17 protein-coding genes are annotated in these 20,700 nt (G+C 72.2%); 9 read left to right on the top strand and 8 right to left on the bottom strand.

The window, feature by feature from the left end; translation table 11 throughout:
• Nucleotides 1–10 precede the first annotated feature (10 nt).
• The 3 genes from F1615_RS23495 to F1615_RS23505 all read left to right on the top strand — a co-directional run bounded on the left by F1615_RS23495 (nucleotide 11) and on the right by F1615_RS23505 (nucleotide 5,057).
• Entirely contained in the window at nucleotides 11–1,441 is a 1,431-nt protein-coding gene (locus F1615_RS23495; RefSeq protein WP_149551041.1) for a hypothetical protein, read from the top strand.
• A 113-nt stretch (nucleotides 1,442–1,554) separates the two neighbouring features.
• Complete coding sequence (locus tag F1615_RS23500; RefSeq protein ID WP_149551042.1) at nucleotides 1,555–2,994, top strand: alkaline phosphatase PhoX; 1,440 nt, start codon at nucleotides 1,555–1,557, stop codon at nucleotides 2,992–2,994.
• 479 nt (nucleotides 2,995–3,473) lie between these two features.
• Nucleotides 3,474–5,057, top strand: a complete 1,584-nt coding sequence (locus tag F1615_RS23505; protein WP_149551043.1) for a TROVE domain-containing protein — start codon at nucleotides 3,474–3,476, stop codon at nucleotides 5,055–5,057.
• A 52-nt stretch (nucleotides 5,058–5,109) separates the two neighbouring features.
• Here F1615_RS23505 and F1615_RS23510 read toward each other — a convergent pair whose 3' ends face one another.
• From F1615_RS23510 to F1615_RS23540, 7 genes are all read right to left on the bottom strand, one after another.
• A complete protein-coding gene (locus F1615_RS23510; RefSeq protein WP_149551158.1) occupies nucleotides 5,110–6,318 on the bottom strand; it encodes a TerD family protein in 1,209 nt (402 codons plus the stop codon).
• A gap of 201 nt (nucleotides 6,319–6,519) precedes the next feature.
• Entirely contained in the window at nucleotides 6,520–7,509 is a 990-nt protein-coding gene (locus F1615_RS23515) for a zinc-dependent alcohol dehydrogenase family protein (RefSeq protein WP_149551044.1), read from the bottom strand.
• Nucleotides 7,506–8,384 carry a carbohydrate ABC transporter permease gene (locus tag F1615_RS23520; protein ID WP_208818385.1) on the bottom strand — a complete coding sequence of 293 codons (879 nt, stop codon included), beginning with the start codon at nucleotides 8,382–8,384 and terminating at the stop codon, nucleotides 7,506–7,508. Before F1615_RS23520 ends, F1615_RS23515 begins: the two co-directional genes overlap by 4 nt.
• On the bottom strand, nucleotides 8,384–9,328 hold the full coding sequence (locus tag F1615_RS23525; protein ID WP_149551045.1) for a carbohydrate ABC transporter permease: 945 nt from the start codon (nucleotides 9,326–9,328) through the stop codon (nucleotides 8,384–8,386). The genes F1615_RS23520 and F1615_RS23525 overlap by 1 nt, the downstream gene beginning before the upstream one ends.
• A complete protein-coding gene (locus F1615_RS23530; RefSeq protein WP_149551046.1) occupies nucleotides 9,325–10,692 on the bottom strand; it encodes an ABC transporter substrate-binding protein in 1,368 nt (455 codons plus the stop codon). Before F1615_RS23530 ends, F1615_RS23525 begins: the two co-directional genes overlap by 4 nt.
• Nucleotides 10,693–10,809: 117 nt before the next feature.
• Nucleotides 10,810–11,592, bottom strand: a complete 783-nt coding sequence (locus tag F1615_RS23535) for a DeoR/GlpR family DNA-binding transcription regulator (protein WP_149551047.1) — start codon at nucleotides 11,590–11,592, stop codon at nucleotides 10,810–10,812.
• A gap of 322 nt (nucleotides 11,593–11,914) precedes the next feature.
• On the bottom strand, nucleotides 11,915–12,724 hold the full coding sequence (locus tag F1615_RS23540) for an NAD-dependent epimerase/dehydratase family protein (RefSeq protein ID WP_149551048.1): 810 nt from the start codon (nucleotides 12,722–12,724) through the stop codon (nucleotides 11,915–11,917).
• A 224-nt stretch (nucleotides 12,725–12,948) separates the two neighbouring features.
• On the opposite strand from F1615_RS23540, the gene F1615_RS23545 reads away from it, so the two are divergent.
• Both F1615_RS23545 and F1615_RS23550 read left to right on the top strand, forming a co-directional pair.
• Nucleotides 12,949–13,908: a 5-dehydro-4-deoxyglucarate dehydratase gene (locus F1615_RS23545; RefSeq protein WP_149551049.1), complete on the top strand. Its 960-nt coding sequence runs from the start codon at nucleotides 12,949–12,951 to the stop codon at nucleotides 13,906–13,908.
• A complete protein-coding gene (locus F1615_RS23550) occupies nucleotides 13,905–15,068 on the top strand; it encodes a hypothetical protein (protein WP_149551050.1) in 1,164 nt (387 codons plus the stop codon). Before F1615_RS23545 ends, F1615_RS23550 begins: the two co-directional genes overlap by 4 nt.
• On the opposite strand, the gene F1615_RS23555 is transcribed toward F1615_RS23550, so the two are convergent.
• Nucleotides 15,005–16,240 (bottom strand): MFS transporter, encoded by a 1,236-nt coding sequence (locus F1615_RS23555; protein ID WP_208818386.1) that lies wholly within the window; start codon nucleotides 16,238–16,240, stop codon nucleotides 15,005–15,007. The genes F1615_RS23550 and F1615_RS23555 overlap by 64 nt on opposite strands.
• A 132-nt stretch (nucleotides 16,241–16,372) precedes the next feature.
• Between F1615_RS23555 and F1615_RS23560 the strand changes: the two genes are divergently transcribed.
• The 4 genes from F1615_RS23560 to araD all read left to right on the top strand — a co-directional run bounded on the left by F1615_RS23560 (nucleotide 16,373) and on the right by araD (nucleotide 20,622).
• Nucleotides 16,373–16,966 (top strand): TIGR03086 family metal-binding protein, encoded by a 594-nt coding sequence (locus tag F1615_RS23560; RefSeq protein ID WP_149551051.1) that lies wholly within the window; start codon nucleotides 16,373–16,375, stop codon nucleotides 16,964–16,966.
• A 352-nt stretch (nucleotides 16,967–17,318) separates the two neighbouring features.
• The gene (locus F1615_RS23565) at nucleotides 17,319–17,999 is read left to right on the top strand and encodes a GntR family transcriptional regulator (RefSeq protein ID WP_149551052.1); all 681 of its coding nucleotides are present in this window, start codon (nucleotides 17,319–17,321) and stop codon (nucleotides 17,997–17,999) included.
• Nucleotides 17,996–18,904, top strand: a complete 909-nt coding sequence (locus tag F1615_RS23570) for a dihydrodipicolinate synthase family protein (RefSeq protein ID WP_149551053.1) — start codon at nucleotides 17,996–17,998, stop codon at nucleotides 18,902–18,904. Before F1615_RS23565 ends, F1615_RS23570 begins: the two co-directional genes overlap by 4 nt.
• Nucleotides 18,892–20,622 carry an L-arabinonate dehydratase gene (gene araD / locus F1615_RS23575; RefSeq protein ID WP_149551054.1) on the top strand — a complete coding sequence of 577 codons (1,731 nt, stop codon included), beginning with the start codon at nucleotides 18,892–18,894 and terminating at the stop codon, nucleotides 20,620–20,622. The genes F1615_RS23570 and araD overlap by 13 nt, the downstream gene beginning before the upstream one ends.
• The last annotated feature ends 78 nt before the right edge of the window (nucleotides 20,623–20,700 follow it).

The raw sequence follows: 20,700 nt of genomic DNA on the forward strand, positions 1-20,700 counted from the left end.
AAACAAGCCGATGTCAGACAGCTCCATCCTGCCGCCGGTGCGGCTGCGTCCCGAAGCGGAGCTGGCGCGCGACGCCCTGTCCACCCCGGTGCTGTCCCGGGCCGCCCGGCTCGCCCGCTGGGCCGGGCCCGAAACCCGGGTGGACGCCGGTGGCGGGCTCGTCGAGGAGCAACTGCCGGCGGCGGCCGACGAGCTCGGGCTGACCGGGGACGACGCGGCGGCCCACGCCAGTGAGGCCTGGCGCGTCGCCGTGGACACCGGGCTCGTCGAGGTGGCCGACGAGGAGGAGGGGACCGTCGCGGCGGGCGCGGACCTCGCGCTGCTCACCGGGGGATCGCCGCACGACGTGCTGGAGGTCTGGCTCGGCGCCCTGGAAACGCTGCTCGGCGACGCGAGTGTCCCCGACCTGGGCGGGCTGGTCGACGCCATCGCCGAGGGGGAGGGTGAGCTCGGCCTCGACGCGCTGGACTGGGACCCCGAGGCCGAGGCCGAGTTCCTGGACGGAGTGCTCGGCAACCTCTACCTGCTGACGGTCGGGGGGGAAGGGTCCGGCGGGGCACCCGTGCCGCTGCCCGCGCTGGCCGCGTCGGTCATCGTGCCCGGCGACATGGCGGAGCCCACCAATGACGTCCTCGAGCAGGTGTCCGACGCGATGATGCGGCTCGACGACCAGTTCCGCATGCTGGAGCCCGTGGGACTCGTGGAGTACCAGCCGGTCGACGAGGCGCTCATGGCCGACGCCGACGAGGAGCCCGCGGCACCGGGGGACGACACCGACGTCTCCCGCTACGGCATGGTGCGGCTCACCCCGCTCGGGCTCTACGGGCTGCGCGCCCGGCTGCTGGAGGCCGGGTTCCAGGCGCCGGCGGTCGGGGACCTCGCGGACAAGGGCGCCGACGCGCTGCTCGACGGCACGGCCGGCTTCCCGCCGGTCGCGGCCCACGCGGAGACCGAGCAGTGGCTCGCCCGGCGCGAACCCCTGGCCTCCGCCAGGGAGTTGCTGGCCGCGGCACGCGGGACCGACGAGGGCGCGCCGCTGCGGCGGCTGCGGTGCCAGCAGGCGCTGTCGCTGGTCGGCACGTCCGCCGAACCCGCCCTGCGGGAGGTGCTGGACGATCCCGAACTCGGCGGGCTCGCACGGGTGTGGCTGGCCGAGCACGGCGCCGCCGATGTGCCGCCGCCGTCCGAGGCCATGATCTTCTGGCTGACCATCGACACGGTCGCCGCCCAGCTCGCCGCGGAGGGCAACTCCGAGGAGCTGCGCTCCCTCGTGGAAGGGCTGGCACGGCAGCACGGCGGCTTCTTCGACACCGCCTGGCGGGTGGACCACCCGGCCACGGCGGACGTACTGGAGGCCATGGGGCGCCTGCACCCGGACAAGAGGGTCGCCAAGGAAGCACGGAAGGCCGCCTTCAAGGCACGGTCGCAGCACGGGGGCTGAGCTTCACGGGAGCGAGGAGCGCCGTGCCCCCCGCTGTTCAACCCGCGTTCAGGTGGGGGCGGAAGCGTGACGGCGCACAGTCCACGGTCCGTCCACCGTCACCTGGAGACCGCATGTCGCTCACCCGCAGGGACTTCGCCAGAACGTCCGTCATCACCGGTGCCGGGGTCGCGCTGGCGGGCACGGCCGGCGCCCTCGCCTCGGCCCCCCACGCCCTCGCCTCCGCCGACATCGCCGAAGAGGCGTCCGGCCGGCACGGCGGGGTGGGGTACGGGCCGCTCGTCCCGGACCCGCGGGGACTCCTCGCCCTGCCCGCGGGGTTCACCTACCGCGTCCTCACCCACACCGGGAGGACCCGCCTGGAGTCCGGTGAGTTCACGCCCGCCGAGCACGACGGAACGGCCGCCTTCCCCGGCCCGCGCGGCAGCACCCTGCTGGTGAACAACCACGAGATGGACGGCCCGCGCGACGAGGCCGAGTTCCCGGTGCCGCTCACCGAGGGCCTCGTCTACGACCCGGCCGCACCCGGTGGCTGCACCATCGTCGAGGTGCGCCCCGACGGCGGCGTCGCCGAATGGGTCGGCATCTCCGGGACCGCAAACAACTGCGCGGGCGGCAGCACCCCCTGGAACACCTGGCTCACCTGCGAGGAGAACTCCGACCGGGCCGGCGAGAACGGCATGACCAAGGACCACGGCTACGTCTTCGAGGTCGACCCCGCCGACCGGCGCGCCAACCGCGACCCCAAGCCCCTGAAGTTCTTCGGCCGCTACGACCACGAGGCCGTGGTCATCGACCCGCGGCGCGGCCACGCCTACCTCACCGAGGACGCCGACGAGCCCAACGGCCTCTTCTACCGCTGGACCCCGCCGCGGGACTTCCGCCACGGCCCCCGCGTGTTCCGCACGCTCGCCGACGACGCGGGTGTCCTCCAGGCGCCCAAGTGCTACGACTCCGGCGGCCGGTACGTCGACGACCTCTCCCGCGCCACGCGCACCGGCACCGTGTACGGCGTCGACTGGGTGGACGTGCCCGACCGCGACGCCCGCGAGGTGGCGGTCCGCGAGCAGTTCGGACCGGGCGAGGTCACCCGCGGCCGCAAACTGGAGGGCATGTGGTGGGGTGACGGCGGGGCGTACATCGTCTCCTCCTACGCCCGTGCGGAGAGCCCCGTACAGCACGACGGCCAGGTCTGGTTCTACGACCCCAGGCGCCGCACCCTGACCCTGAAGGTGCTGCTCGGCGCCGACCGGGACCCGGGCGCGGACGGCACCTTCGACGGACCCGACAACATCACCGTCTCGCCGTACGGCGGTCTGATCATCGCCGAGGACGGAGACGGCGCGCAGCACCTGTTCGGGGCCACCGACAGCGGACGCACGTATCCCATCGCCCGCAACGAACTGAACATCGGCACCGAGGACGAGCCGGAGTTCAGCGAATTCACCGGCGTCACCTTCTCACCGGACGGCCGGACCCTGTACGCCAACATCCAGGAACCGGGCATCATGGTCGCCGTCACGGGGCCCTGGAAGCGGCAGAAGCGGCGGTAGCCAAATTCGCTCGCCCGACCGACGGCCGCCCTCTTAGAGTGATGCACGTCCAGGTGCGAAGGCAGGACCTACTTCCACTCATCATGGGGCGGTCACGGGTTCGAGTCCCGTCACCGGCACAACGCGCCGGTGTAGCTCAGGGGTTGGAGCGCCATCGTCGGTTCCGCCGGCCTCGATCTCTGGACGCCACAACTTCACGCACCTCCCGGTGCGCAGGTGACGGCTCCTTCGCTGTAAACGAATCCAGGCCGCCGCCGACTTGATCTCGGGAGGTGCGGCAACTGGTGGGTGCCCGGTGCGCAGGCAGCGGATACTTCCGGGATCAGGTTCCTTGCGGGTTCGAATCCCGTCGTCGGCCCCCGGTCGATGTGGCGGAAAGGGAAGACGCGCCTGATGTGTTCCGCCGCCGACTCGGTTCTCGGGCACCCTCCTTTGCCGCGCCTCCCTCCGGAACGGACATGAATTCGGGGGAATTCGGCATGGCGCGATTCAACACCCGGGCCGCCAAGGCGCAGCCGACGTCGCGAGTGACGTCGACCGGCCGTGTGCTGCGCACGTACGAGGGCGGCCGTGGCCGCGAGCGGGACGCACGCTCGGAACTCTTCCTCCTCGCGGTGTCCGACTTCGTGACGCAGCGGACCTTCTACGAGCGCGGCGACGTTCGCGACGACCGGTTCGCGAAGCTCGTGCGTGAGCTCGCCGTGACCGACCCGTCCTGGACGGCCGGGCTGCTCGGCTGGCTGCGCGGCGAGGGCAACCTGCGGACCGCGTCGATCGTGGGCGCCGCCGAGTACGTCAAGGCCCGCCTGGACGCCGGCGCGACCGGCGGTCCGTCGAACCGGCAGGTCGTGGACTCCGTGCTGCGGCGCCCCGACGAGCCCGGCGAACTGCTCGCCTACTGGACCGCCACCCACGGCCGGAACATCCCCAAGCCCGTCAAGCGCGGAGTCGCCGACGCCGTACGCCGGCTGTACGGGGGCAAGGCCCTGCTGAAGTACGACACCGCCTCCAGGGGCTACCGCTTCGGCGACATCCTGAACCTGGTGCACGCGGCCCCCGACCCGGACAAGCCGTGGCAGGGCGAGCTGTTCCGGTACGCCCTCGACCGCCGGCACCACCCGGACACCGCGGAGCCGCCCGCCTCGGTCCGCGTCCTCACCGCCCATCGCGAGCTGATGGCGCTGCCCGTCGAGGAGCGGCGCGCGGTCGTCACGGCGCCCGACGGCGCCGACCGGCTCGCGGCCGCGGGCATCACCTGGGAGGCGCTGGCCGGATGGCTGCAGGGGCCGATGGACAAGGCGGCCTGGGAGGCCGTGATCGGGTCCATGGGCACGATGGCCCTGGTGCGGAACCTGCGGAACTTCGACGAGGCCGGGGTCGGTGACGAGGTCGCCGCCCGGGTCGCCGCCCGCATCGCCGACCCGGTGGAGGTCGCGCGGTCGCGGCAGTTCCCCTTCCGCTACCTCGCCGCGTACCGGCACGCGCCGTCACTGCGCTGGTCGTACCCGCTGGAGCAGGCGCTCGGCCACTCGCTGGGCCACGTGCCCGCGCTGCCGGGCCGGACGCTGGTCCTCGTGGACCGCTCGGGCTCGATGTTCCACTCGCGGATGTCGGACCGGTCCGAACTCACCCGCGCGGACGCGGCGGCGGTCTTCGGCACGGCGCTCGCGCTGCGGGCGGCGAAGGCGGACCTCGTCGAGTTCGGCTCGACGAGCAAGCCGGTGCGGTTCCGCCGGGGCGAGTCCATGCTGAAGATCCTCGACCGCTTCGGCGACCTCGGCGGGACCGACACGACCGGGGCCGTGCGGCGGCACTACAAGGGGCACGACCGGGTGCTGATCGTCACCGACGAGCAGTACGCGCACAGCCACCACGGCGACCCGACCGAGCAGGTGCCGTCCGAGGTGCCTGTCTACACCTGGAACCTCGCCGGACACCGGGCGGGCCACGGCCCGTCGGGCACGGCGAACCGGCACACCTTCGGAGGCCTTTCGGACGCCGCCTTCCGGATGGTTCCGCTGCTCGAGGCCGGACGGGACGCCGACTGGCCGTGGGCCGCGTGACGAACGCCGGGCACCCCCTCCGTCGGGGGCGCCCGGCGCTGCGCACGGGTGACTACAGTGCCTGGGCGGCCGGTTTCACCATGCCGCGGACCGTGCGGGACTTCACGAAGTCGCCCATCGCGGTCATCTCCCACTCGCCGGAGAACTGGCGGATCAGCTTCGCCATCATCACGCCCGTCTGCGGCTCGGCGCCGGTGAGGTCGAAGCGGACCAGTTCCTCGCCCGTGGTGGCGTCCAGCAGGCGGCAGTAGGCCTTGGCGACCTCCGTGAACTTCTGGCCGGAGAAGGAGTTGACCGTGAAGACCAGGCCGCTGACCTCCATGGGAAGACGGCCGAGGTCGACGGTGATCACCTCGTCGTCACCGCCGCCCTCGCCGGTGAGGTTGTCGCCGGAGTGGCGGATCGCGCCGTTCACGATCTGGAGCTTGCCGAAGTAGCAGCTGTCGATGTGGTTGCGCTGCGGGCCGTAGGCGATGACCGAGGCGTCCAGGTCGATGTCCTTGCCGCGGTAGGCCGGCTCCCAGCCGAGGCCCATCTTGACCTGGGAGAGCAGCGGGCGGCCGCCCTTCATCAGGGAGACGGTCTGGTTCTTCTGCAGGCTGACCCGGCCCTTGTCGAGGTTGATCTTCCCGGTGCCGGGGGCGGCGGCGGGCGGGGCCGGTGCCGGGGGCGCGGCGGGGGCGGGGGGTGCCTGCGGGGCGGACATCGGCGGGGCGGGCGGGGCGGCCGGCGGCGCGGGCGGGGCCACGGGCTGGGCGGGGGCGGCCGGTTCCTCGACCGTGACGCCGAAGTCCGTGGCGATGCCGGCCAGACCGTTGGCGTAGCCCTGGCCGACGGCACGGGCCTTCCAGGCGCCGTTGCGGAGGTAGATCTCCACGATCACCAGTGCCGTCTCATCGCCGAGGCGCGGGGGTGTGAAGGTGGCCAGGACGGCGTTGTCGTCCGCGTTGCGGATGGTGGCCGTCGGCTCGATGCCCTGGAACGTCTGGCCGGCGGCGTCGGGGCTCGCGGTGACGACGATCTTCTCGATGCCGGGGGGTACGGCCGTGGTGTCGACCGTGATGGCGTCGGGGGTGGTGCCGCCGCCGGAGCGGTAGGTCACGCCCGGGCCGGCGGGCTGGTTGTAGAAGATGAAGTCGTCGTCGGAGCGCACCTTGCCGTCGGCGGTGAGCAGCAGGCCCGATACGTCTAGCCGCACGGGGGCGGCGACGTCCACCGTCACTCGGGCGGTGGGGAGAGGGATGTTCGAGCCGGGGGTCATAGCTGTCATGCCGGGTGAACGAGCGGGGGCGCTTTACCGTTCCCTTACCTGGTCCGATCGGGGGCGGCGGGACCGGGAGGGTGGTTCGCCCCGCCGCCCCTTCCCGTCCCACCCCGGGGGCGCTGCCCGCGGACCCCCGCTCCTCAGAAGCCGGAGGGGCTGATTTCGGGAAGGGAAGGGGCGGCGGGGGCGTGAGGAGTCCTAGGGGACCACCACGATCTTCCGGCCCACGCCCGCCGCGAACTGGTCCAGGGCCTGGGGGTACTGGTCCAGGGGGAGGCGGTCGCTGATGAAGACGTCCGGGTCCAGGACGCCACCGGCGAAAAGCTCCGCCGCGCGTTCGTAGCTGTGCAGGACAGCCATGGAACCCGTGATCGTGATCTCCTGGTTGTAGATCCGGTACGGATCGATCTGCACGCGCGTCGCGTAGTCGGCGACGCCGAACTGCAGGAACGTACCGGCTTTGGAGACACGGTCCAGCCCGTCCTGGATCGCCGCCGCGTTCCCCGTCGCGTCGATGACGAGGTCCCACCCCTGCGGCCGGTCCAGCTCGTCCGGCGTCGCCGCCGCCGCGGAGACCCCCAGCTGCCGCGCCGTCTCCAGCCGCGCGGCGTTCAGGTCCACCATGTCCACGCTCGCCGCCCCGGTCCGCTTGGCCAGCTCCAGCATCATCAGCCCCATGGTCCCGGAGCCGTAGATCAGGACGTGGGCACCGAGACGGGACTGGAGCACGTCGTAGCCGCGGACCGCGCAGGAGAGGGGCTCGATCAGCGCGGCGTCCTGCGTGCGGACGTGCTCGGGCAGCTTGACGCAGTTCGCCACGGGCGCCACCGCGTACTGGGCCGCGCCACCCGCCGCGGTGACGCCGATCGCGGCCCAGCGTTCGCAGAGGTTGTTGTGGCCGGTACGGCAGTAGCGGCACTCGTGGCAGTAGAGGGAGGGGTCCACCGCGACCTGGTCGCCGACCGACACCTCCGTGACGCGCGAGCCGACGCCGACCACCTCGCCGGCGAACTCGTGTCCCGGCACGATCGGGAGCCTGGGGGCGAACTCGCCCTGGAGGATGTGCAGGTCCGTGCCGCACAGTCCGCAGGCCGCGACCTCGACGACGACGTCGCGCGGCCCTGGCGTCGGGTCCGGGACCTCGGCGACGACGGCCTTGCCCACGGACTCGATGACGGCGGCCTTCATTTCACGGCTCCCAACGACAGGCCCTGGACGAGTTTGTCCTGGGCGGCGAACCCCGCGGCGAGCACCGGCAGGGAGATGACGAGCGACGCGGCGCACACCTTGGCCAGGAACAGGCCCTGGCTGGTGATGAAGCCGGTCAGGAAGACGGGGGCGGTCTCGGCGACCACGCCCGTCAGGACCCGGGCGAAGAGCAGTTCGTTCCAGCTGAAGATGAAGCAGATCAGCGCTGTCGCCGCGATGCCGGGCAGGGCGATCGGCGCGACCACGCGGGTCAGCACGGTCGGCAGTTTCGCGCCGTCGATCTGGGCCGCCTCGATGATCGCGACCGGTACCTCGGAGAGGAAGGACTGCATCATCCACACCGCGATCGGCAGGTTCATCGCCGTGTAGAGGATGACCAGCGCCCAGATGTTGTCGAGCAGGCCCGTGTTCTTCGCGAAGAGATAGATGGGCAGCAGACCGGCCACCAGCGGCAGCATCTTGGTGGACAGGAAGAAGAACAGGACGTCGGTCCACTTCTTCACCGGCCGGATGGACAGCGCGTACGCGGCGGGGACGGCCAGGAGCAGCGTCAGCAGCGTGGAGACCACCGAGGCGGTCATGGAGTTGATCAGCGCGGGCCAGGGGCTGGCTCCGCCGGTCAGGCCGAAGAACTCGCGGTAGCCGTCCAGCGTCAGCGGGGCGGTCACCGAGGGTGGGTTGGTGGCCGCGTCCGCCTCCGAGTGGAAGGACGTGAGGACCATCCACAGCAGGGGCAGCACGAAGACGAGGCCGGCCAGCCAGGCGACGATTCCCAGGGCGCCCGCCCGGAGCCTGCCGCCGGGCCGGGCCCGCCGGGCCTGGACGGTCGCGGTGGTGGTGGCGACGGTGGCCATCAGCGGGACACCTCCTCGCGGAAGAGCGACGACACCACGCGCAGCGCGAAGGTCGCCAGGATGAGCGAGCCGATCACGACGATGACCCCGGCCGCGGAGGCGAGACCGTTCTCGTGCGCCTGGTAGAAGGTCTGGTAGATCGTGTAGGGCAGGTTGGCGGTGCCCAGGCCGCCGGAGGTGATGGTGAACACCGCGTCGAAGTTCTGCACGATGTAGATCGAGCCGAGCAGCACGCCCAGTTCGAGGTAGCGGCGCAGATGCGGCAGCGTGATGTGGACGAACACCTGCCAGTCGCTCGCGCCGTCCATCCGGGCCGCCTCGATCAGCTGGGGGTCGCGGCTCTGCAGTCCGGCGAGCAGGATCAGCATCATGAACGGGGTCCACTGCCAGATCAGCGAGGCCTCCACCGCCACCAGCGGCATCTCGGAGATCCAGTCCGGCTGTGCCGCGCCGTCCCCGCCGATCGCGTGCAGGATGCCGTTGAACAGCCCGTATTCCGGGTTGAACAGCACGTGTTTCCACAGCAGCGCGGCGGCGACCGGGACCAGCAGGAACGGTGCGATGAGCATGGTGCGCACCGCCGCCCGGCCGCGGAAGCGGCGGTTGAGGAGCAGTGCGAGCAGCAGCCCGAGGAGCAGGCTGACCAGCACCACGGTGACGGTCAGCAGGATGGTCGTCCAGATCGACTTCCGCAGGGCCGGGTCGCTCAGCACCTCGCCGTAGTTGGCGAAGCCGGCGAAGCGGCGGTCGTCCGGGTAGAGCGCGTTCCAGTCGAGGAACGAGATCACCAGTGTGGCCACGAACGGCAGCTGCGTCACGACGATCATGAAGATCAGCGCGGGCAGGAGGGGCGCGCGGGTGGCCCAGGCGCGCATGCGGTTCGGCCGGGGGGCCGCCGGCCGCACAGGAGCGGCGGCGGCGCGGGCCGGGCTGGTCAGGGTCATGATGCCTCGTACTTCTCGGCGACGGCCTCGGCGAGCTTCTGGGCCTTCGTCAGGGCGCTGTCGACCGACTGGCGCCCGGCGATGGCGGCGCTGATCTCCTGGGAGAACTTGGTGCCCAGGTCGGTGAACTCGGGGATGCCGACGAACTGGATGCCGGGCGCGGGCCGGGGCTGCACGCCCGGGTTCTCGGGCTTGGCGTTCGCGATGGCGTCCCGGGTGACGTCGGCGAAGGCGGCGGCCTGCTCGCGGTACTCCGGGATGTCGTAGGTCGACGCGCGCTTGCCGGCCGGCACGTTCGCCCAGCCGATCTTCTCGCCGACGAGCTTCTCGTACTCCTTGCCGGACGCCCACGAGATGAATTTCCAGGCGTCCTCGGCGTTGTCGGACGCTTTCTGGATGCCCCACGCCCAGGTGTAGAGCCAGCCCGAGCTCTCCGTCTTCTCGACCGGGGCGGGGACGTATCCGATCTTGCCCTTGACCGGCGAACCGTCCGCCTCCAGGGAGCCCGCGCCGGCCGTGGCGTCGTACCACATGGCCGTCTTGCCCTGGGTCATGTTGTTCAGGCACTCGGCGTAGCCCGACTGTGCCGCGCCGGCCTCACCGTGCTCACGGACCAGGTCGACGTAGAAACGCGTGGCCTCCTTGAACTCCTTGGAGTCCAGCCCGGCCGTCCAGTCCTCGTCGAACCAGGTGCCGCCGAAGGTGTTGACGACCGTGGTGAGCGGGGCCGTCACCTCGCCCCAGCCGGGCAGGCCGCGCAGGCAGATGCCCTTCATCCCGGGGCTCGAGCCGTCCACCTTCGCGGCGAGGCCGGCGACCTGCGTCCAGGTGGGCTTCTCCGGCATGCTCAGCCCTTCCTTCTCGAAGACGTCCTTGCGGTACATCAGGAAGGAGGACTCGCCGTAGAACGGCTCGCCGTAGAGCTTGCCGTCCTCCGCGGTGAGCGCCTTGGTCATCGGCGGCAGGATGTCGTCCTGGTCGAAGGCCGGGTCGCCCTCGACGTAGGAGTCCAGGGAGTGGAGCCAGCCGTTCTTGGCGTAGATCGGGATCTCGTAGTTGCTGAGTGTCGCGATGTCGTACTGGCCGGCCTGGTTGGCGAAGTCCTGGCTGATCTTGTCCCTGACATCGTTCTCCGGCAGCACCGTGAAGTTCACCTTGATGCCGGTGTCCTTGGTGAAGTTGGCCTCGGTGAGCTTCTGCAGCTCGACCATCTGCGGGTTGTTGACCATCAGGACGTTGATGGAGCGGCCGTCGGACGACCCGGACCCGCCGGCACCCGAGCAGGCGGCGAGCGGAGTGATCAGTGCCCCTGCCGCGGCGACGGCGAAGAGGGTACGGGGTATGCGTCGGCTCTCGGTTCGCATGCGGTACTCCTGTGCGTATGGGGACAAAAGGGGAGCTGTGGGTTACGGCGGCCCGCACGGGGGCGGCAGGCCTGGTGGTGCGGGGACGTGATGCCGCGCCGGAGGGCGGCTCGGCCGTCAGGCGCGGATGACCTGGGGCCCCAGCAGGGAATAGCGGTGGGCTTCGGCGGTGGGGAGCAGGGTGCTGGTGACGATCGCTTCCAGCGTGCCGATCTCGGCGAAACGGCAGAAGCTGACCGCCCCGAACTTGGTGTGGACCCCCGCGAAGACGGTGCGCCGCGCCGACCGGACGGCCTGTGCCTTGACCTCGCTGACCGCGGGATCGGGCGTGGTCAGGCCGTGTTCGCGGGAGATGCCGTTGGCGCCGATGTACGCCAGGTCTATGACGAATCCGGCCAGCATCTTCGTGGTCCAGTGGTCGACGGTCGCCAGCGTGCCGGCCCGGACCCGGCCGCCGAGCAGCAGGACCGAGACGTTCTCGGCCTCGGCGAGCGCGCCGGCGGTCGGCAGGGAGGCGGTGACCACGGTCAGCGGCCGGTCCCGGGGAAGGGCCTCGGCGATGAGCTGCGGGGTGAAGCCCTCGTCGACGAAAACCGTCTCGGCGTCCCCGAGCAGCTCGGCCGCGGTGGCCGCGATCCTGCGTTTCTCGGGGACATGGCTGGTGGCGCGGAAGGCGAGTGTCGTCTCGAAGCCGGCGCTCTCCACCGGGCAGGCGCCGCCATGGGTGCGGCGGAGCAGTCCGTGGTCCTCCAGGACGCGCAGGTCACGCCGGACGGTCTCCCTGGCCACGCCCAGATCGGCGGCGAGCGTGGTGACCTCGACCGAGCCGGAGGCCCGCGCGACACGAACGATCTCGCGCTGGCGCTCCTCGGCGGTCCTCGCCGCTCTCGCCGTCGTCATCGCCGACACCCGCTTCCGTACGGTCTTCCTTGCCTGATCGCCACCGGGGGGCGGGCAGGGCTGCCCGTTCGGGCCCGGTGGTGTCCATGGGGGAAGTTCTACAGCGGTGCTCGCCTGCTGAACAGGTCTGTTGCGAATCCGATGCTGCCCGCTTGTGCCCGTTTGGCCTGCCGGTTGCCCGTCTTCGACCTGCGCGACCGTGGGGCGGGACGTGAGAACGGGCAGTGCGGATGCCCGAATGCGGCGGCGGGCGGGCCCGTTCGGTGCCCGCCCGCCGCCGCATGCGACTGTTTCGCGCCGCCCTGGCGCGGGTGTTGCCTCGTCAGTACGGCCAGACGGGCGGGTCGGTGACGAAGTGGCCGCCCAGGCAGGCGTGCGCCGGGTCGTCCGGGTCCAGCTCGCCCTGCTCGGCGATCAGCTTCCCGGCGTACGGCTCGGAGTTGTCCTGCGGGTCGTAGCCGAGCGCACGCGCCGAGGTGAGGTCCCACCACAGGCGGGTGTTGGCGGAGGAGCCGTGGACGACGGTGTGGCCGACGTTCTCGGCGGTCAGGGCGGCGTGGAAGAGGCGGGCGCCGTCGGCGGGACTCATCCACACCGAGAGCATGCGCACGCTGGTCGGCTCGGGGAAGCAGGAGCCGATGCGCACGGAGACGGTCTCCAGGCCGTGCTTGTCCCAGTAGAGCTGCGCGAGGTCCTCGCCGAAGCACTTGGACAGGCCGTAGAAGGTGTCCGGGCGGCGCGGGGTGTCGACCGGGATGAGGGGGTCGTCGCCCCGGGGGCGCGGGGTGTAGCCGACGGCGTGGTTGGAGGAGGCGAAGACGATGCGTCCGACGCCCTCCTCGCGTGCCGCCTCGTACAGGTTGTACGTGCCCTCGATGTTGGCCTTGAGGATCTTGTCGAAGGACGCTTCCAGGGAGATGCCCGCGAGGTGGACGATCGCGTCGACGCCGCGGACCGCCTCCCGCACGGCGTCCCTGTCGGCGAGGTCCGCGACGATCGCCTCCGGCTCGCCGTCGACGGGGCGCAGGTCGAGCAGGCGCAGCGCGTAGCCGTGGTCCGGGAGCAGTCCCCGCATCAGGGTGCCGAGGCCGCCGGCGGCGCCGGTGAGCAGAACGGTGCGGGGAGCGGGCATCCTCGGGTCTCCTTGCGGCGCCGGCCGTGGCGCACGTACATATGAGCGCACGGCATTCATATTCGTGGACACGCTAAGGAGGTGGGGCGCGGCGCGTCAAGTATCCCCCATGTTCTCGGGGCGCGTGCGACTCCGCCGGTGTGCACGGGATGAGGTGCTTGACCGGCCTCCGTGGGGCGGCTTAGCGTAGTGCATGTTCAGAGATGTGGACGCCAATCAAGAATATGGACCAGGGAGAGCTTGTGACGTCAGCCCCTCTCGCCGCCCGACTCGATGCCCCCAGCGGGCCGCTGTTCTTCCCGGTCACCGCGTACGGGCCCGACGGCGCCGTCGATCCGGACACCTGCCGGCTCCACGTCCGGCGGGGGGTGGAGGCCGGGGCCGCCGCGGTGTTCGCCTGCTGCGGCACCGGTGAGTTCCACGCGCTGACGCCCGAGGAGTTCGACGCCTGCGTCCGGGCCGCCGTGGAGGCCGCGGAGGGCCGCGTCCCGGTCGTCGCCGGCGTCGGCTACGGCACCGCGCTGGCGGTCCGCTACGCGCGGCTCGCCGCGAGCGCCGGGGCCGACGGGCTGCTCGCCATGCCCCCGTACCTGGTCCGGGCGGGTCAGGAGGGCCTGCTGCGGCACTACCGCGAGGTGGCCGGGGCGACCTCGCTGCCCGTGATCGTCTACCAGCGCGACAACGCCGTCCTCACGCCCGGGACCGTCGTCGGACTGGCCCGCACCGACGGGATCATCGGCCTGAAGGACGGCCTCGGCGACCTCGACCTGATGCAGCGGACCGTCAGCGCCGTGCGCGCGGAGGAGCCCGGGGACTTCCTCTACTTCAACGGGCTGCCCACCGCCGAACTCACCCAGCCCGCCTACCGGGGCCTCGGCATCACCCTGTACTCCTCCGCGGTGTTCTGCTTCGCGCCCGAGATCGCCCTCGCCTGCCACACCGCCTTCCGCACCGGCGACGAGGCCACCGCGAACCGCCTGATCGACGGCTTCTACCGGCCGTTCGCCGAACTGCGCGCCAAGGGCCACGGCTACGCCGTCTCCCTGGTCAAGGCCGGCGTGCGGATGCGCGGCCTCGACGTGGGGGAGGTGCGCCCCCCGCTGCACGAACCCGCCGGGGATCATGTCAAGCAGCTCGCTCAGCTGATCGAGCGGGGACACGCGCTGCTCGAGGAGGGCATGTGAAGGCGTCGGCGTTCGTCTACCCCTGGGACGTCAACGGGGACCCGGAGGCACCCGCGCGGATCGCCGCGCTCGGCACGGCACAGGTGACGCTCGCCTCCGCCTACCATTCCACCCGCGCGCTGACCCCCCGTCACCCGCGCCACCGCGTCGTCACGGCCGAGTACGCGGCCGTGCTCTACCCGCCGGGGGAGCACTGGTCCGGCCGCACCCCGCGTCCGTACGCGGCCGGCGACTGGGCGCCCGGCGACGCCTTCGGCGAGGCCGCGGCGGCGCTCACGGGCGCGGGTCTCGAGGTGCACACCTGGGTGGTCCTCGCGCACAACTCCCGCCTCGGCGCGGAACACCCCGGCACCTCGGTGGTCAACGCCTACGGCGACCGCTACCCCTGGGCGCCGTGCATCGCCCAGCCCGCCACACGCGCGTACCTGACCGACCTGGCCGCCGAGGCGGCGGTGCGTCCCGGCGCGCGCGGCACCGAGCTGGAGTCCCTCGGCTGGTACGGGCTGGCCCATCTGCACGCCCACGACAAGACCGCCGGGGTCGGCCTCGGGGACGCCGGTCAGTACCTGATGTCCCTGTGCTTCTGCCCGGCCTGCCGCGACGGCTACGGCACCCGCGGCCTGGACGCCGACGCGCTCGCCGCCGCCGTGCGGGCGGCGCTGGAACCGGTGTGGCGGGGGGCGCCCTCCGACGGGGCCTGGGCGGGCGTCGAGAAGCTCCTCGGCGAGACGGCGGCGAACGCCACGCGCGCCTGGCGCGACGAGGCGGCCCGCACACTCCAGGAGGTGGCGGTCGAGGCCGTACGGCGGGCCGCGCCCCGGGGGTTCCAGGTGCTGCTGCACGCGGACCCGGTGTCCTACCACTGCGGGGCGAACGCCGGCGTCGACCCCGTGCACATCCTGTCCGTCGCCGACGGCGTGGTCGTGCCCTGCACCGGAGGCGCCGGCCTGCTGACCCCGTTCGCACGGGAGGCCCGCGCGGACACCGTGCTCGCCGCCAACCTCACCGTGGTCGCCGGCATGGGCGGCAACCCCGCCGCACTCGCGGCCGACGCGGCCGGGGCCCGCCGCCTGGGCGCGACGGAACTGCGGCTGTATCACGCCGGGTTGGCGTCGGACGGCGACCTGGAAGCGGTGCGCTCGGCGCTCGCCGGCCTCTGAAGCAGCGCCGCCGCCGTCACCGCGAGGGCGGCCCCGAGCACGGCCAGCAGCAGCCGGTGGTCCAGGAGTTCGACGAGGGCCGCGCCCGCCGCCAGGCCGACGACGTTCGGGGTGAACACCAGCGTGTTGGCCGTGGCGGTGACCCTGCCCAGCAGAGGTGGCGGGGTCTCGTGCTGCACGGCGGTCAGCGTGGCGATCAGCACGGCGGGCAGGCCCGCGCCGATCGCCGCGCTGCACCCCCACGCCAGTGGGTCGTGCGGCACCGCGCGCAGGGCCACCGCCACGGACAGGACGGCGATGCCGTACGCCGCGAAGCGCCGGGCGCCGAAGCGGCGCAGGGCCGGGCCGGAGAGCAGACCGACCGCCACCGACCCCGCGCCCTGGACGGCGTACAGCGCACCGGCGTAGGCGGGGGAGTGGCCGAGGTCCTCCACCACGGCGTAGAGCAGTGCCCCGCTGAGACCCGCGCACAGCATCGTCGCGCCGCCCGCCGCCACCAGCGGGCGCAGCACGGGATGGGCCCACAGGTGGCGGGCCCCCTCGGCCGTCCGCTCCCGGCGGCCGCCCGCCGGCGGCGCCGGCCGTTCCTCCCGGACGCGCAGGAGCGCGTACACCACCGTGGCCAGCAGGAAGGTGACCGCATCCAGGACGGCGACGCCCGCCCCGCCGCAGGCCGCGTAGAGACCCGCCCCCGCCGGCGGGGCCAGCAGCTTCACGCCCTCGCCCGCGGTCGTCCGCAGTCCGTTGAAGTCGCCGAGCAGGGAGCGGTCCACGGCGGTGGCGATCAGCGCCGACTCGGCCGCGTCGTTCACCACGCCGGCCGCGCCGTACACGAACAGCACCGCGTACAGCAGCCACAGGCCGCGCGGTGAGTCCACGGTGCAGAGAGTGAGCAGCAGCATCGCCATCAGCAGGCTCGTACCGATCAGCAGCGGTCTGCGCCGGACCCGGTCGGCGAGGGTGCCCAGCAGCGGACCGGCCAGGGTCGGCGCCCACATCGCCAGCATGCACAGGGCCGCGAGACCGTCCGAGCCGGTGAGGTCCTTGACCCACACGCCGGAGACCAGCCACAGCGCGGAGGTGCCGAACCCGGAGATCACCACCGCGGTGAGGCAGAGGCGCGCGTCGCGGTCCCGCACCACACGGGCCGCCGTCCATGTCGACTTCGTCATGCCCGGTCATCCTGGGGCTGAGGACGGGGGGTGCGGATCGGGCGGATGCCCTAGGAGGACGGCGGTTCGGCGATGAGTTCTGGTGCCCGCGTCGGTCAACCTCCCAGGAACACCGTCAGGAGGAGAAACCCGATGACCGACACCACTGTCGACCTGGGACCGCAGACCCAGGTCGTGGCGCGTCTCGCCGAGGGCGTCACCGACGAGCAGCTGGCGCACGGGACGCCCTGTCCGCGGTACGCCGTGCGCCACATGCTCGGCCACATCCTCGGACTGGCCGTCGCCTTCCGGGACGCCGGCCGCAAGGAGCTGGGCGCGAACACCGACACCAGCCCGGATGCCGCCCTGCCGGACATCGGTCCCGGATGGCGTGAGGAGCTGCCCAAGGTGCTCGACGAACTCGCCGAGGTCTGGCGGGACCCCGCGGCCTGGACCGGTATGACCCGCGCCGGGGGCGTGGACCTGCCGGGCGAGGTCGCCGGTGCCGTCGTCACCGACGAACTGGTGATCCACGCCTGGGACCTGGCCCGCGCGACCGGTCAGCCGTACGCGCCCGATCCCGCCGCGCTGGAGAGCGCGCACGCCTTCCTGCTCGCCGCCGCCGAGGAGGGCGACCGGGGCGACGGCATCTTCGGCCCCGTCGTCCCCGTTCCGCCCGACGCCCCGCTCCTGGACCGGACGATCGGCCTCAGCGGCCGGGACCCGGGCTGGACACGGCCCGTGTGACCTTCGCCGCGTTGCGCGGGCACACGGATCCGGCCGGGCCGGGGCGCCGTGGGGAAACCCTCACGGCGCCCCGGCCTCCTTGTGTCCATGCGTCGACTCCACCGCGATCCCGCTCTGTTCCTCCGAGGCCGGCACGGGCAGCCGTCGCGGCAGCGAACGCCGGCACCTGACCCGCACCACCCCTGGGGCACCACCGCCGGGCCACGGACACCGTGCGGGGCAACAGCACGTTTCCTTGTCAGAAGCATTGACGAAACCCTGGGCCGCTCTTACGGTCATCCGCGTCGTACTTCGTACGTCATATATGAGACGCGATACGCGAGATCCGATCCGCGAGATCCGAGAGGCGCGCATGACCTCTGTGCCCACGCCGATCCCCTCCCGCACGCAGTACGTGCTGGAGGAGATCAAACGCCGCATCCTCACCGGCCGGTTCACACCGGGCCAGGCCCTGGTCGAGACCGACCTCGCCGCACAGTTCGGGGTGTCCAAGACCCCGGTGCGCGAGGCGCTCAAGACCCTGGCCGGCACCGGTCTGGTCGTGATGAGCCAGTACAAGGGCGTCACGGTGCGCATGGTCGACGCGGACATGGCGCGGGAGGTCTACGACGTGCGCCTGCTCCTCGAGCCCGAGGCGCTCAAGCGCGCCGTGCGCCGCGGTGCCTCCCTCGACGCCGCACGCGACGCGCTGACCCGCGCCGACGAGGCCACCGACACGGCCGAACGGTCGCTCGCCAACCGCGAGTTCCACCGCGCTCTCTACGTACCGTGCGGCAACCCGCTGCTCGGCAGGATGCTCGACGAGGTCCGCGACCAGGCCGCCCTCGTCTCCGCCGTCGCCTGGGCCGCCGACCCCTCCTGGGAACGGGAGGCCGGCGAGCACCGGGAGATCCTGCGGCTCGCCCTCGGCGGGGACGCGGACGGCGCGGCGCGCGCCCTGCACGCGCACATCGCGTCGTTCGTGCGACGGGCCTTCCCCGAAGCGGAGTTCGAGGCGGCCTCGGCGGCCCAGACAGAGGACGGTCAGGCATGACAACGACGTTCGAGACCCAGCGGGCGGCCCTGGCCGGCGTGGTGGCGATCCCGGTGACCCCGTTCGCCGAGGACGGCTCCATCGACCCGGAGACCTACCGGGCCCTGCTGCGCCGTCTCCTCGACGGTGGCATCACGACTCTCACCCCCAACGGCAACACCGGCGAGTTCTACGCCCTGACCCCCGCAGAGCGCCGCCTGGTCACCGAGTTGACCGTCGAGGAGGCCGGCGACCGCTCGGTGATCCTCGTCGGAGTGGGCCACGACGTGCCCACCGCCGTCGACTCCGCGCGGCACGCTCGTGACCTGGGCGCGCAGATGGTGATGGTGCACCAGCCGGTCCACCCCTACGTCTCCCAGAGCGGCTGGGTGGACTACCACCGCGCCATCGCCGAGGCCGTGCCCGACCTGGGCGTCGTCCCCTACATCCGCAACGCTCAGCTCACCGGCGCCCGCCTCGCCGAACTCGCCGACACCTGCCCCAACGTCATCGGCGTGAAGTACGCCGTGCCGGACGCGGCGAGGTTCGCCGCCTTCGCCCGGGACGCGGGACTCGAACGGTTCGTGTGGGTCGCGGGGCTCGCCGAGCCGTACGCCCCCTCCTACTTCTCGGCCGGCGCCACCGGTTTCACCTCCGGGCTGGTCAACGTCGCCCCCTCCGTCTCGCTGAACATGATCGAGGCGCTGCGCTCCGGCGACTACCCGACCGCCATGAAGGTGTGGGAGCAGATCCGCCGCTTCGAGGAGATGCGCGCCGCCAACGGCTCCGCCAACAACGTCACCGTCGTCAAGGAGGCCCTCGCCTCCCTGGGGCTGTGCCGCCGCGAGGTCCGCCCGCCGAGCAGGCCGCTGCCGGAGAGCGAGCGCGCCGAGGTCGCCGCCATCGCCGCGGGGTGGTCCCTGTGAAGTCGCCCGAACAGCTCCGCAGCCACCAGTGGTACGGCACCGACGGACTGCGCTCCTTCAGCCACCGCGCCCGCACCCGGCAGCTCGGCTATCTGCCCGAGGAGCACCTGGGCAAGCCCGTCATCGCCGTTCTCAACACCTGGTCCGACATCAACCCCTGCCACGTCCATCTGCGCGACCGCGCGCAGGCGGTGAAGCGGGGGGTGTGGCAGGCGGGCGGCTTCCCCCTCGAATTCCCGGTCTCCACCCTCAGTGAGACCTTCCAGAAGCCGACCCCCATGCTCTACCGCAACCTCCTCGCCATGGAGACCGAGGAGCTGCTGCGGTCGTACCCGGTCGACGGGGCCGTGCTGATGGGCGGCTGCGACAAGTCCACGCCCGCCCTGCTGATGGGGGCCGCCAGCGCCGACCTGCCCACCGTCTTCGTGCCCGCCGGGCCCATGCTGCCCGGCCACTGGCGCGGCGAGACCCTGGGCTCCGGCACCGACATGTGGAAGTACTGGGACGACAAGCGGGCCGGCGTCATCGGCGACTGCGAGATGCAGGAGCTGGAGAGCGGCCTGGCCCGTTCGCCGGGCCACTGCATGACGATGGGTACGGCGTCCACACTGACCGCCGCCGCCGAGGCGCTCGGCGTCACCGTCCCGGGCGCGTCCAGCATCCCGGCCGTCGACTCCGGGCACGACCGGATGGCCGCGAAGGCGGGCATGACGATCGTCGACCTGGTCCACAGGGACCGGAAGCTGAGCGACATCCTCACCGCGGACGCCTTCGAGGACGCGGTCACGACGGTCCTCGGACTCGGCGGCTCCACCAACGCCGTCATCCACCTGATCGCCATGGCCGGCCGGGCCGGCGTCACGCTCACCCTCGACGACTTCGACCGCATCGCCCGCACCGTCCCGGTGCTGGCCAACGTCCGTCCCGGCGGACAGACGTACCTGATGGAGGACTTCCACTTCGCGGGCGGACTGCCCGGGTTCCTCTCCCGGATACCCGACCTGCTGCACCTCGAGAGGCCCACCGTCTGTCACGACACCCTGCGCGAGCAGATCGCCGGCGCGCAGGTGCACGACGACGACGTCATCCGGCCCCGCCACAACCCGGTCGCGGACGAGGGCGGGCTCGCCGTACTGCGCGGCAACCTCTGCCCGGACGGCGCCGTCATCAAGCACATCTCCGCCGAGCGGCACCTGCTCCGGCACACCGGTCCCGCCGTCGTCTTCGACGACTACAAGCAGATGCAGCGGACCATCAACGACCCGGAGCTCGGCATCACCGCGGACAGTGTGCTGGTGCTGCGCAACGCCGGCCCCAAGGGCGGCCCGGGCATGCCCGAGTACGGGATGCTGCCCCTGCCCGACCACCTGCTCAAGCAGGGGGTGCGGGACATGGTGCGGATCTCCGACGCCCGGATGAGCGGGACGAGTTACGGCGCGTGCGTCCTGCACATCGCCCCCGAGTCGTACGTCGGCGGACCGCTGGCCCTGGTGCGCACCGGGGATCCGATCACGCTCGACGTCGAGAACCGCACGCTCCGGCTCGACGTCGACGACGAGGAGCTCGAGCGTCGCAGGGCGCGGTGGACGCCGCCGCCCGCACGCTACGAGCGCGGTTACGGCGCGCTCTACAACGACCAGATCACGCAGGCCGACACCGGCTGCGACTTCGAGTTCCTCGCCCGCCCGGGCACCGTCCAGGACCCCTACGCGGGCTGACCCGCCGTCCCGGGCGGATCCCGCACACCTACGAAGAAAGCGCTTCCCCCGCTCACGCACCACACAGCACGACGTACC

Origin of the sequence: Streptomyces marokkonensis (assembly GCF_008312835.1) — a bacterium.
In the GTDB taxonomy this organism is placed as follows: Bacteria; Actinomycetota; Actinomycetes; order Streptomycetales; family Streptomycetaceae; genus Streptomyces; species Streptomyces marokkonensis_A.